This window comes from Stutzerimonas sp. S1 (assembly GCF_025966695.1).
Taxonomy (GTDB): Bacteria; Pseudomonadota; Gammaproteobacteria; order Pseudomonadales; family Pseudomonadaceae; genus Stutzerimonas.
Genome location: NZ_JAOEIY010000007.1, coordinates 113,453 through 126,348 on the forward strand (window position 1 = coordinate 113,453; position 12,896 = coordinate 126,348).

12 protein-coding genes are annotated in these 12,896 nt (G+C 61.0%); 10 read left to right on the plus strand and 2 right to left on the minus strand.

The window, feature by feature from the left end:
* Positions 1–12 precede the first annotated feature (12 nt).
* The 9 genes from N8H22_RS16385 (at position 13) to N8H22_RS16425 (ending at position 8,152) form a co-directional block, all read left to right on the plus strand.
* Entirely contained in the window at positions 13–1,113 is a 1,101-nt protein-coding gene (locus N8H22_RS16385) for a flagellar basal body P-ring protein FlgI (RefSeq protein WP_264591572.1), read from the plus strand.
* 12 nt (positions 1,114–1,125) lie between these two features.
* On the plus strand, positions 1,126–2,310 hold the full coding sequence (flgJ, locus tag N8H22_RS16390) for a flagellar assembly peptidoglycan hydrolase FlgJ (protein ID WP_264591573.1): 1,185 nt from the start codon (positions 1,126–1,128) through the stop codon (positions 2,308–2,310).
* 3 nt (positions 2,311–2,313) lie between these two features.
* Positions 2,314–4,353, plus strand: a complete 2,040-nt coding sequence (gene flgK, locus N8H22_RS16395; protein WP_264591574.1) for a flagellar hook-associated protein FlgK — start codon at positions 2,314–2,316, stop codon at positions 4,351–4,353.
* Between the two features lie 11 nt (positions 4,354–4,364).
* The gene (gene flgL / locus N8H22_RS16400) at positions 4,365–5,594 is read left to right on the plus strand and encodes a flagellar hook-associated protein FlgL (protein WP_264591575.1); all 1,230 of its coding nucleotides are present in this window, start codon (positions 4,365–4,367) and stop codon (positions 5,592–5,594) included.
* 130 nt (positions 5,595–5,724) lie between these two features.
* Complete coding sequence (locus tag N8H22_RS16405; RefSeq protein WP_264591576.1) at positions 5,725–6,033, plus strand: ComEA family DNA-binding protein; 309 nt, start codon at positions 5,725–5,727, stop codon at positions 6,031–6,033.
* A gap of 366 nt (positions 6,034–6,399) precedes the next feature.
* On the plus strand, positions 6,400–6,837 hold the full coding sequence (locus tag N8H22_RS16410) for a YkvA family protein (protein WP_264591796.1): 438 nt from the start codon (positions 6,400–6,402) through the stop codon (positions 6,835–6,837).
* Between the two features lie 138 nt (positions 6,838–6,975).
* On the plus strand, positions 6,976–7,308 hold the full coding sequence (locus N8H22_RS16415) for a helix-turn-helix transcriptional regulator (protein ID WP_264591577.1): 333 nt from the start codon (positions 6,976–6,978) through the stop codon (positions 7,306–7,308).
* The gene (locus tag N8H22_RS16420; RefSeq protein WP_264591578.1) at positions 7,305–7,685 is read left to right on the plus strand and encodes a hypothetical protein; all 381 of its coding nucleotides are present in this window, start codon (positions 7,305–7,307) and stop codon (positions 7,683–7,685) included. The genes N8H22_RS16415 and N8H22_RS16420 overlap by 4 nt, the downstream gene beginning before the upstream one ends.
* The gene (locus N8H22_RS16425) at positions 7,685–8,152 is read left to right on the plus strand and encodes a sel1 repeat family protein (RefSeq protein WP_264591797.1); all 468 of its coding nucleotides are present in this window, start codon (positions 7,685–7,687) and stop codon (positions 8,150–8,152) included. The genes N8H22_RS16420 and N8H22_RS16425 overlap by 1 nt, the downstream gene beginning before the upstream one ends.
* Positions 8,153–8,273: 121 nt before the next feature.
* Here N8H22_RS16425 and N8H22_RS16430 read toward each other — a convergent pair whose 3' ends face one another.
* Positions 8,274–10,355 carry a carboxy terminal-processing peptidase gene (locus tag N8H22_RS16430; RefSeq protein WP_264591579.1) on the minus strand — a complete coding sequence of 694 codons (2,082 nt, stop codon included), beginning with the start codon at positions 10,353–10,355 and terminating at the stop codon, positions 8,274–8,276.
* A 169-nt stretch (positions 10,356–10,524) separates the two neighbouring features.
* Here N8H22_RS16430 and N8H22_RS16435 point away from each other — a divergent pair, with 169 nt between their 5' ends.
* Positions 10,525–11,490, plus strand: coding sequence for an NAD(P)H-quinone oxidoreductase (locus tag N8H22_RS16435; protein ID WP_264591580.1), 966 nt, complete (start codon positions 10,525–10,527; stop codon positions 11,488–11,490).
* 39 nt (positions 11,491–11,529) lie between these two features.
* Here the strand turns inward: N8H22_RS16435 and N8H22_RS16440 are convergent, their stop codons facing one another.
* Complete coding sequence (locus N8H22_RS16440) at positions 11,530–12,819, minus strand: M18 family aminopeptidase (RefSeq protein ID WP_264591581.1); 1,290 nt, start codon at positions 12,817–12,819, stop codon at positions 11,530–11,532.
* Between the last annotated feature and the right edge of the window lie 77 nt (positions 12,820–12,896).

Genomic DNA, 12,896 nt, shown 5'->3' on the forward strand with positions numbered 1-12,896 from the left:
GGGAGCCTGCTCATGTTACGAAAACTGTTCGTGCTGCTTGGCCTGTCGGTCATGGCGATGGCCGCGCAGGCTGAGCGCCTCAAGGACGTTGCGACCATCAATGGCGTGCGGAGCAACCAGCTGATCGGCTACGGGCTGGTGGTCGGCCTGAATGGCAGTGGTGATCAGACCACCCAGACGCCATTTACCGTGCAGACCTTCAACAACATGATGGCGCAGTTCGGCATCAAGGTACCGGCCGGCGGCAATGTGCAGCTGAAGAACGTCGCTGCGGTATCCATCCATGCCGAGCTGCCGCCGTTCGCCAAGCCCGGCCAGACCATCGATATCACCGTATCCTCCATCGGCAATGCCAAAAGCTTGCGCGGCGGTAGCCTGCTGATGGCGCCGCTCAAGGGGATCGACGGCAACGTCTATGCCATCGCTCAGGGCAACCTGGTGGTCGGTGGCTTCGATGCTGGTGGTGCCGATGGCTCGCGAATCACCGTCAACGTACCGTCGGCTGGGCGGATTCCCGGCGGGGCTACGGTCGAGCGACCGGTGCCCAGCGGCTTCAACCAGGGCAATACGCTGACCCTTAACCTCAACCGCCCGGACTTCACCACGGCGAAGAACATCGTCGACCAGATCAATGATCTGCTCGGTCCAGGCGTGGCGCAGGCGCTGGATGGCGGTTCGATCAGCGTCAGCGCGCCGCTGGACCCGAGCCAGCGGGTGGATTACCTGTCGATCCTGGAGAATCTCGAGGTCGATGTCGGCCAGGCGGTGGCCAAGGTCATCATCAACTCGCGTACCGGCACCATTGTGATCGGTCAGAACGTGCGGGTTCAGCCGGCGGCCGTTACGCATGGCAGCCTGACAGTGACCATCACCGAGGACCCCCAAGTCAGCCAGCCCAACCCACTGTCGGACGGGCAGACTGTCGTGGTGCCGAACTCCAAGGTCAAGGCCGAAGAGGAAGCCAAGCCGATGTTCAAGTTCGGCCCCGGCACCACGCTGGATGAAATTGTGCGTGCGGTGAATCAGGTGGGCGCTGCTCCCAGCGATCTGATGGCGATTCTTGAGGCGCTCAAGCAGGCCGGGGCGCTGCAAGCCGACCTGATCGTGATTTAAGGGCTAACGGATATGGACACTCGTCTTGGCGCCGGCGGGCGCGGCGTCGACAGCGGCAGTTACACCGATCTGAACCGCCTCAACCAGCTGAAGGTGGGCAAGGATCGTGATGGCGAAGAAAACGTGCGCAAGGTTGCGCAGGAATTCGAGTCGCTGTTTCTCAACGAGATGCTCAAGTCGATGCGCTCGGCGAACGCGGTGCTGGCCGAGGACAGCCCGTTCAACAGCCAGGCCGCCAAGCAGTATCAGGAAATGTATGACCAGCAGTTGTCGGTCAGTCTGTCCAAAGAGGGCGGTGGTATCGGCCTTGCCGATGTACTGGTGCGGCAGTTGAGCAAGCAGACCGAATCGGTCACTCGTGCCAACCCCTTCGCTCAGGTCGCCGCGACCGAGGGCGCGAGCTGGCCGAGCAAACCGGCAGCGGCCGCCGAAACGGCGCGTGACGATTCGCGCCTGCTCAACCAGCGCCGTCTCGCCCTGCCGGGCAAGCTCAGCGAGCGCCAGGTCGCCAATGTTTCGGCAACCGACTCCGCCGCTGCAACGCCGGCGCTGGTGTCCGATGGCAAGCCGCTGGTCGATCTCGACTGGAAGCCGGCCACTGCCTTCGCCGCGCCACAGGACAAGTCTCTGATCATCAATGGCGAGCCGTCGAACGCGCCGCGCTCGCCAAGCAAGACCCGCTTCAGCTCGCCGGAAGAGTTCATCACCACCATGCTGCCGATGGCCGAGAAGGCCGCCGAGCGCCTTGGCGTGGAGCCGCGTTACCTGGTGGCTCAGGCCGCGCTGGAAACTGGCTGGGGCAAATCGATGATCCGGCAGCGCGACGGCAGCAACAGCCATAACTTGTTCGGTATCAAGGCCACCGGGTGGCAAGGTGAGTCCGCGTCGGCGACCACCACGGAATACGTCAATGGCAAGGCGACCCGACAAGTCGCAGGCTTTCGTGCCTACGACTCCTTCGAGCAGAGTTTTAACGACTTCGTCAGCCTGCTGGAGAACAACGACCGCTACCGGACCGCCATCCAGGTCGCCAGCAGTTCCGGCGACTCGGAGCGCTTCGTCAAGGAGCTGCAGAAGGCTGGCTACGCAACCGACCCGCAATACGCGCGCAAGATCAGCCAGATCGCGCGCAAGATGCAGACCTATCAGACCGTCGCCGACGCAGGTTCGGCGCCCGCCATGCGGACCAGAGGCTAATTCATGGCTGACTTACTCAACATTGGCCTGTCCGGCCTCTCTGCCAGCAAGACCCAACTGTCCATCACCGGCCATAACATCACCAACGTCAATACGCCGGGTTTCTCTCGCCAGGATGCGACCCAGGCGACCCGCTCGGCGCAGTTCAGCGGCGCTGGTTATATCGGCTCGGGCACGACGCTGGTCGACGTCCGCCGCAGCTACAGCGAGTTCCTCACCAGTCAGCTGCGCAGCAGCACCTCGCTGAACAGCGACGTCGCAGCCTACAAGAGCCAGATCGACCAGCTCGACTCCCTGCTGGCGGGCACCACCACGGGCATCACGCCGTCGCTGCAGAGCTTCTTCTCGGCACTGCAGACCGCTGCCGAAGACCCGGCCAACATCCCGGCTAGACAGCTGGTACTGGCTGAGGCCGAAGGACTGGCGCGGCGTTTCAACACTGTCTACGACCGCCTTGCCGAGCAGAACAGCTTCACCAACAAGCAGATGGCGGCGGTGACCGACCAGGTCAACCGGCTGGCCGGCAGCATCGGCAGCCTGAACGAAGCCATCGCGGTCGCTGCCGCCAATGGCAAGCAGCCGAACGATCTGCTCGACGCGCGTGACGAGGCGGTGCGAGAGCTCTCTACCTACATCGGCGTGACGGTCGTGCCGCAGGATGACAGCAGCTTCAACGTATTCATTGGCAGCGGTCAGCCGCTGGTGGTCGGCAGTAGTGTGGCCCGCCTGGAGGTTGTGCCGGGGCAGAGCGATCCCAATCGCCATGAAGTGCAATTCATCAGCGGTGGCTCGCGGCAGGGCATTACGTCGCAGATCACCGGTGGCGAGCTCGGCGGGTTGATTCGCTATCGCAGTGAAGTGCTGGACTCCACGATGAACTCGCTGGGCCGCTTGGCGGTGGCAGTGAGCGATCAGGTCAACAGCCAGCTGGGGCAGGGGCTGGATCTGAAGGGCAATGTGGGTTCAGCGCTGTTTGGCGATTACAACGACGAGGCGCTGGCCCGGCTGCGTGTCAACGCGTTTGCCGGCAACAGCAATGCACAGCCGTTGCTGGAGATCACGGACACAAGTTCGCTGACCACCAGCGACTATCTGATGGAGTATGACGGGACCGCTTACACGGTTCGGCGCTTGAGCGACAACCAGCCCATGACGGTCACCGACAGCGTTCCCTCGGGAACACTGTCCATCACCGATAAGAATGGCCAGGATCAGGGTTTCCAGATTCAGCTCGGTACGCCGCTGCCGGCTACCGGGGACAAGTTCACCTTGCAGCCTACGCGCCGCGGTGCGACCGATATAACAGCGATTCTCGATCAGGCGGACCAACTCGCCTTCGCGGCGCCGATGCGTGCCGAGAGCAATCTGCAGAACAGCGGGACCGGGCTCATCGGCCAGCCTGATCTGGTTGCCGGGCCATCACCGATCGACAAGGCTACGCTGAGCGCGGCAAGCCTTTCCCTCGATGTGACGCTCAGCGCGGACGGCAAAACCTATACTTTGAGTGATCCCCTGCCGGCCGGTTGGTCCTACGTGGACAATGAGGGTGCTCCGCTGACGCCGGCGCCGACTTTCGCGTCGGGCAATACCAATACGGTGCGCCTGGCGTATACGGCGGGTGCCGACACGTATCGGTTCGAGCTCTCGATGAGTGGCCGGCCAGCGAACAATGATCAGTTCAGCCTCACTTTCAACCAGAGTGGCGTGTCCGATAACCGCAACGCTTTGAAGCTGGTGGATCTGCAGAGCAAGCAGACCATCGGTGTCGATGATGCGATTGCCGGTAGCGGCGCCAGCTTCACCGACAGCTACGGCGAACTGGTGGAGCGGGTAGGCACGCTGACAGCGCAGGCGCGCCTGGACAGCGAGGCCACTGGCGCGATTCTCAAGCAAGCGACTGACAACCGTGACTCGCTCTCTGCGGTGAACCTCGATGAGGAAGCCGCCAACCTGATCAAGTTCGAGCAGTACTACAACGCCTCGGCGCAGATCATTCAAGTTGCGCGCTCGCTGTTCGATACATTGATCAGCACCTTCAGGTAACAGGCCTACTCATGCGCATATCGACCTTGCAAGCATTCAACAATGGTGTCGCTGGCCTGCAGCGCAACTATGCGAACGCGACGCGAACCCAGGAGCAGATCAGCACCGGCAACCGCATTCTCACGCCCGCCGACGATCCGGTCGCCTCGGTGCGTCTGCTGCAGCTGGAGCAGCAACAGAACGTACTGAGCCAGTACGATGCAAACCTGACTGCGGCAAAGAACAGCCTGACCCAGGAAGAAGTCACGCTCAACTCGGTCAATACGATCCTTCAGCGCGTGCGCGAACTCGCGGTTCAAGCTGGCAATGGAGGCTTGGATCCTCAGGATCGTGCATCCATCGCTGCCGAACTCGGCGAGCGCGAAGATGAACTGCTGTCGCTGATGAACACCCGCAATGCGCGCGGCGAGTATCTGTTCTCCGGTTTCCAGGGCAAGGCACAGCCATTCGTGCGGCTGGATAATGGCACTTACGAGTATCGCGGCGACGAGGGGCAGCGAAACCTGCAGATCGCCAGCTCGCTGAACATTCCGATCAGCGACAATGGCAAAAGCGTGTTCGAAAGCGTCGTCAACGCTGGTCGACTCGCCGTGGATAATCCCGCGGCTCTTGGTTTCCCCGTTTCTTCCCCGTTGGTCAGCGATGAAGTCGCCTTTGCGAACTACCGCGGCATTCGAGTGGATTTCGATGCCGCGGATGCAAGCAAATACGAGGTGTTCGGATTGCCGAAGGATGGTGGGGCGGAAGTTTCGCTCGGGACCGGCAGCCTGGATAGCGACAGTGAGACCGATGACAAATTGGTATTTGGTGGGGTGACGCTGTTCGTCGGTGGCCAACCGACGGCTGGTGCGTCGATCACAGTACAGGGGAAGGTGCCTGCGGAGGAGAAGCAGGGCATTCTCAATACCATTGCAAATCTGCGTCTCGCGTTGGAGAACCCAATGTCGACCAACGGGGAAGTTCGCGATGCGGTAGCCGAGGGGCTGACCAACCTCGACAACGGTATGATCAGCGTCGATGCGGCACGGGGCAACATCGGCGCTCGGTTGAATGTCATCGAAACTACCCAGACCGACAACGCCGATGTAACGCTGGTAAACAAGTCGGTCCAGGCCGAGCTGAAGGAGCTGGACTACGCCGAGGCACTGTCGCGCTTGTCTTTCCAGACCGTGATTCTGGAGGCTGCTCAGCAGAGCTATGTGAAGATCAGTGGGCTCAACCTGTTCAATGCGATGAGATAGCACCCCGATATGACGAGGTTCGCAAAGTTCGCACCTCGTTTTTGACTTCGGTGGGAGGCTGTCTAAATTGAGCTGGCCGCGGAGCAGGATGTCCCGCGGTGTCTAGCCAATATTTCATAAGGATATGAACATGACCAGAGCGTTTCTTTCCGCGGTAGCCTTCGCGTTGCTGACCAGCATCTCCGTTCCGGGCTATGCAGCCAGCAAGGTTCAGCAGGATACCCCCAAAGCCACCGTCGAAGTGGCCGCCGTCAAGCTCAACAGCGCCGATGCGGAAACGCTGACGCGAGAGTTGAAAGGCATTGGTCCGGCCAAGGCCAAAGCGATCATTGCTTACCGTGACGCCCACGGTCCTTTCCAGTCCATCGACGAGTTGCTCGAAGTGAAGGGCATCGGTGCGGCGACTCTAGACAAGAATCGCGCCAAGCTGAGCCTATAACTGTAAGCTGGAGCGAGCTGCAATGGCTCGCTTCTCCCATCGCTGATAAACCCGGCTCACGCCGAACCCCGTCTATGTAAATCAGTCAAAACGCTATCGAAAAAGCGTTGACATATGACGGTTATGCACATTCCAAACAGCCAGCAGGCCTGTCCTCCCGTACTTACTTATGCTGCTTGCCGATATCCGGTAAATCCTTATTTATCAATTAGTTGAGTGGCTGCGCAAAAAAGAGTCGATCTGTCTCTGAAGCCCATGAGCTGGGCGTTTCGGGCAGTCATCCATAAACTGTTCACAAGGTTATCCACAGCTTCGGTGGATAACCCCTCGCCATGCAGCAATACCGCCACTTTGGAGGGTTTCGACGTGAAAGCACCGTGGAATTTTCTGCGATTCCTGCCGGTCGCACAGCGACTTATCGCCCGCGGCCGGATTCCCGCCCTGTTGCTCGCCGTCGCGCGCAAGCGTTCCTCCAATCGTGGCTTGCTGAAAGGGTTGCGGGAGGATCTGGCACTCTTCCAGTCGCTGGGTGTTGCTTGGTGGAAGGGCGAGTATCGTGCGATCAGCACGCAGGCCTTCATCTCAGTGGTCGCCGCGCTGCTCTATTTTCTCTCGCCGCTAGACGCCATTCCCGACTGGATCCCAGGACTTGGCTTCATTGATGATCTCGCTGTATTAGGGTGGGTTATGCGCAAATGGTCCGATGAACTCTCTGCGTTTCGCATATGGCGCGATGCGCAGTCCCCAACGAAACGAGCGGAGCTGGATGAGCTACCGCAGCAGAAGGAAACCGAACGGCTCTGATACGTCGGCGCTGCTGGTCGGTGGAAAGCGAACAAAAGTCTTCGATGTTTTCCTGATTCAGTCCTTCCATGCTTTAACCGCTGTTCAGGGCTGTTAAGATTCGCCGTTACCGATGGTGAAGAATGCAGAGGGACCGAGATGAATGTGCAGGTCATCATGCGCGATGGCGCACCCGAATATGCTGTCCTGCCGTGGAGCGAGTACGAGGCGTTATTGAGCGAGGTGGGCCGTCAGGCTGCCGCACTGCAACAGCCCCAGACCGCCTCGGTACTGAATGCCACACCTGCGCTTCGGCAATTGGCGGAGTTGCGTGAAGCGAAGGGGATGAGCATCGAGGCGCTTGCCCGTTCGGTAGGCATCAGTCCGGCTTATCTTGCGATGATCGAAAGTGCTGAACGGACTCCGGATACGGCGATTCGCCGTGCTCTGGCGCGCGCGCTGGATATTCCGCGCTGGGAGGAGGACGCTTGAGTGTGCAGCAGGTGTCGGTGCGCATCAGTCGGCATCATTGGCAGGCGTTACTCGTGGAGCTGGGGGAGGCCAGACGTCAGCGCCACCTGGTGACATACCGGGCGCTGGTCGAACGGTTGCAGCTGCCGCCGCCAGCGATGCAGACGCTAACCGCAGCTCTCGAGTATCTCGCCGCGCTGGACGCGCGAGCTGACCGCCCGTTGCGCAGCGCCCTCGTCATCAGTCAGGGCGCGAGTCGTCTGCCACGTACCGGCTTCTTCGAATGCGCTGCGAAGCTTGGGCGGTTCAGCGGGCCGTCCGATGGTTTTGCCGCGGCGTCCTGGCATGCTGGCGAAGTCGCACGGGTGTTTGAATTCGATTATCCGGAGGCTCCATGATGCTGTGGAAGTTGCGCGCCAGCGTCGGCTACCTGGTGGCGCGCAGGTTGATGGCTGCGCGCTGGGCGGTACAGCAACCGAAGCTGTGGCGCTGGATGGAGGGGCAGTTCTCGCGCAAGGCCAACCTGGGTGATCGGGCTGCGCAGAGCTTCTACGGCCACATGCTCTATTTCCGTGGTCATGGTTTGGGCTCCAAGCAGGAGGGTGTGCGCCTGTTGCGTCTGGCTGCGCAAGCAGGTGACGCCAAGGCCGCCTACCAGCTGGGAGTTATCAGCCTCAGCGAGGATGCCTCTCGCGGGCCGGATGGCCAGGAAGCGGCGCGCTGGTGGGGGCAGGCGGCAGCAGCGGGGCACCCGTTGGCAGCAATGCGACTGGAGCAGCTTTATCGGGCGGGCGGCTACGGGTTGACTGCAGACCCGGAGGAGGCCGATCGGCTCAAGGCGCTCACCGTACGGCGCGGGTTGTAAGTTCGCCTGGTGTTCGTCGCCATTGGCATCGGTCCAGCTGGTAGTAGATATACCTGACACCGGAAAAAGAAAGGCCGCCTCGATGTGCGGCCTTTTCGTGTCACGGTAGATTGGCTCCGGCCTAGTGTTGCGCCATCGCCGAATTGAGGCCGAGGTAGTCGAGCAGAATTCGTCCGCTTTCCGAGAGGTAAGCGTCGTCTTCCGGCTTGAGTTTTTCCGGCTCCTCATGCGTTGTGCTTTCGTCGTCCTTTTCCAATTTGGCCAGGGGCTCCTCCCCTTTTGCCTGGCGCAGGGCGTTTTCCAACGCTAGCTGGCGCTTCTCGATGTCATTTTGTTGCGCGCGGCGCTTGCTCTCATTGAGGCTGACCGTTGTTTCCTGCATCAACTCCTGAGTCAGTGCCAGGCGGTCACGGGTAAAGGCGAAATCCGGGTTCTTCTCGGTGCGCGCCTCGTGGCGTGCTTTGAGCTCAGCCAGGAATGGTTTGAACGGATTCATGTCGGGGTTGATCGCGGCGCGAATGCTGTCCCAGGGCAATGCCTCAGGCAGTGCGCTTTCGCCGATTTCCTTCGTATCCACGTCAGCCGGATAGCTGATGTCCGGAATCACGCCTTGGTGCTGGGTGCTCTGTCCGGATACCCGGTAGAACTTGGCCAGAGTCAGCTTCAGCTCGCCATGGTTGAGCGGCTGAATGGTCTGCACGGTACCCTTGCCGAAGGTCTGGCCGCCAAGAATCAACGCACGGTGATAATCCTGCATCGCGCCGGCGAAAATCTCGGAGGCTGAAGCGGAGAGGCGGTTGACCAATACGGCGAGCGGCCCCTTGTAGAAGGCACCGAGGTTTTCATCGGCCAGTACGTCGACACGGCCATCGGCGTTACGCACCAGCACGGTCGGTCCCTGGTTGATGAACAGTCCTGTCAGTTCGGTGGCCTCCTGCAGTGAGCCACCACCGTTGTTGCGCAGGTCGATTACCACGCCGTCGACTTTTTCCTTTTCCAACTCGGTCAAAAGCTTCTTAACGTCACGAGTGGTGCTCTTGTAGTTCTGGTCGCCAGCGCGCAGTGCCTTGAAGTCCAGGTAGAAGGCCGGAATCTCGATGACGCCGAGCTTGAACTGTTGGCCCTGGTGCTCGAGGTTCAGCACTGATTTCTTCGCGGCTTGCTCTTCGAGCTTCACTGCTTCGCGGGTGATAGCGACCACTTTGCTAGTTTGGTCGTTGGGTGCATTGCTGGCGGGAATCACTTCCAGGCGCACCACCGAACCTTTCGGCCCGCGAATGAGCTTGACCACTTCGTCCAGACGCCAGCCGATCACATCGACCATTTCCTCATCGCTCTGAGCGACGCCGATGATTTTGTCGGCCGGGGCGAGCTGCTTGCTCTTTTCGGCCGGCCCCGCAGGGACCAGACGGACAATCTTGACGTGCTCGTTGTCGCTCTGCAGCACCGCACCGATGCCTTCCAGCGACAGGCTCATGTTGATGTCGAAGTTTTCCGCGTTATCCGGCGACAGATACTGGGTATGCGGGTCGTAGGATTGGGCGAATGCGTTGATATAGGTCTGGAACACGTCCTCGCCACGCGTCTGCTCCAGCCTTGCGAGCTGGTTCTTGTAACGCTTGGTCAAGAGCTCTTGAATGGCCTTGGGCTCTTTGCCCGCGATCTTCAAACGCAGGACTTCGTCCTTTACCCGCTTGCGCCAGAGGTCGTCGAGTTCGCTGGCATTCTTCGCCCAAGGCGCCTTCTCACGATCGACCAGCAGCGTCTCGTCCACGCTGAAGTCCATCTTGTCCACGCCCTGTTCCAACAGATTCAGCGCGTAGCTAAGGCGGCCCTGCAGGCGCTCCAGATGGCGCTTGTAGATGACGAAGCCTGGTTCGAGATTGCCGCTTTTGAGAAAGTCGTCGAACTCGTTACGCCACCGATTGAACTCGGCGAGATCGGAAGCCATGAAATAGCTGCGCGACGGATCGAGCATCTCGATATAGCTGTCGAAGATCTTCGCCGAGCGCGCATCGTTAAGCGGTGGCTTGTTGTAATGGTGACGCTTGAGCAGCTCGACGACGTTGAGGCTGGCGATAACCTGCTCACGGTCTGGCTGTAGATAATCCCAGTTCGCTGCACTGCCGGGCTTGGCCAGGGCCAGCGAGGCTTGGAAGCCGAACAGCAGGGCGAAAACGGTACAGGTAAGTGTGCGCTTCATGGTTTGGGGGCGACGTAAGGCTGAGGAATAACGCATATTAGGCCATCTAAAGTAGGCGCCGGTTCGATATTCGTCCGGCGGTATATAGCACGAGCCCGATGGTAACAGGTGGTGAAAACAGCCAGCGAGTGACGGTTGGGCGGAAGGTATGACTCACTATGGAGGCAGCATGAAGGCATTGCAAGGCATCGAGGGGGAGCTGGAGTGGGCGGAGCGGCCAGCTCTTACTAAATGTGGCGAAGGCGAGGTGCGGATCCGAATTGCGGCTGCCGGGCTGAACCGTGCCGACCTGCTGCAGCGTGCCGGCCACTACCCGCCGCCAGCCGGTGTCACCGATATTCTCGGGCTTGAGTGTGCCGGTGTGATCAGCGAGGCCGGCGCGGGCAGCCGCTGGCGCCCTGGCGATCGCGTCTGCACGCTGCTGGCAGGCGGAGGCATGGCCGAAGAGGTGGTGGTCGATGCTCGCCACGTCCTGCCGGTACCCGAGGGCTTAACGCTGCATGAGGCCGCGGTTATTCCAGAGGTGTATGCCACCGCGTGGCTTAACCTGTACCGGCTAGGGGCATTGCAGCCTGGCGAGAAGGTACTGTTGCATGCTGGCGCCAGCGGTGTCGGCTCGGCGGCCATTCAGCTGTGCAAGGCGTTCGACAATCCCTGCTGGGTGAGTGTGGGCTCGGCTGAGCGTCTGGCCTATTGCGAGTCGCTTGGCGCCCAGGGCGGAGTGCTGCGTGGAGATGGTCTGGAGGCGCTGCGCGATTTCGCGCCGTTCGACATGATCCTCGATCCCGTCGGTGCCAAGTACGCCGCACTGAATCTGCAACTGCTGGGCATGGATGCACGCTGGGTGATCATCGGTCTGATGGGCGGGCGCAAGGCTGAACTGGATCTGGCCGGGCTGCTGGCCAAGCGCATACAGCTGATTGGCTCTACGTTGCGCAGCCGTGATGCGGACGACAAGGCGGGCTTGCTGGCTGAGCTGGAGAGCAGGGTCTGGCCGCTGTTCGCCAATGGCACGCTGTCGCCCCGCCTGGAGCAGCGTTTCCCGGTTCGGGATGTCGAAGCGGCGTTCGCCGCGCTGGCAAGCAATACCATCTCCGGCAAGGTGGCGCTGATCATTGATGACAGTCTGCAGTGACGGCAGTGCCGGGCACGCCAACGCGGGCCCGGCGGGACTTCAAGGCAGTGTGGTACTCGCGTAGAAGGCCGTCAGCACCTTAACCAGATGTTCCAGATCCTGACTGCCGGCCAGTTCCCGGATCGAGTGCATGGCGAAGGTCGGCAGGCCGATATCCACCGTGCGCACCCCGAGCTGGCCGGCAGTGATCGGGCCGATCGTCGATCCGCAGCCTAGATCACTGCGGGTCACGAAGCTCTGTACCGGCACCTCGTTCTCGACGCAGAGATGGCGGAAGAACCCTGCGGTTTCACTGTTCGTGGCGTAGCGTTGGTTGCTATTGACCTTGATCACCGGGCCGGCATTGAGCTTCGGCCCGTGATTACCATCGTGCTTGTCTGCGTAGTTGGGGTGCACCGCGTGTGCGTTGTCCGCAGAAATCAGCAGGGAGCGGTTGATGCAGCGCTGGAAACCGTCGCCCTCCGGCAGCACGCGTCGCAGAACCTGCTCGAGGAAGGGGCCATCGGCTCCGCACATCGAACAGGAACCGACTTCCTCATGATCGGTACAGACCAGCACGCAGGTTTCTTCCGGGGTAGCGTGCAGCAGGGCCTGCAGGCCGGCGAAACAGGAGAGCAGGTTGTCCAGTCGGGCGCCGGTGATGAAGTCGCCATTGAGGCCGACCACTGCCGCTGCCTGGGTGTCGTAGAAACTCAGTTCGAAATCCAATATCACGTCGGCGACCAGGTCATGTTCGCGGCTCAGTTGCTCGGCCAGCAGCGCGCGGAAGTCCGGACTTTCGTCGCCGAATACCTGCGCTACCAGCGGCGGCAGCTCGTTCTGCGCGTTGATTGCCCAGCCCTGATTGGCTTCGCGGTTGAGATGGATGGCTAGGCTGGGAATCACGGCGATGGGCAGCCTGAAATCGACCAGTTGGCTCTCGATGCGACCGTCACGACTGTAGGTGACGCGCCCGGCGAGCGAGAGATCGCGGTCGAACCACGGCGCCAGTAGGGCACCGCCGTACACCTCGACACCAAGCTGCCAGAAGCCCTGGCGTTGCAGATCCGGTTGCGGCTTGACGCGCAGGCAAGGGCTGTCCGTGTGCGCGCCGACGAGGCGCATGCCGTGCTCGACGACCGGTTTGCTGCCCAGCTGGAAGGCCACGATCGCCGAGTCGTTGCGGGTGACGTAATAACGCCCGCCGGCCTGAGTGTGCCAGGACTCGCGTTCGTCGAGTGCCTTGAACCCGGCTGCCTGCAGGTGCTGGGCGAGATTGCGAGTGGCGTGGAATGGGGTGGGGGAAGCCTGGAGAAACTCGATCAGGCCTTGGTTGAGTGCTTGCTGCATGACGGACTCCGGACTGCAATGTCGCGGAGTTTATCGCATCGGGCCGGACGGGTCTGCGCGGCAGCGTCTTATGTGTC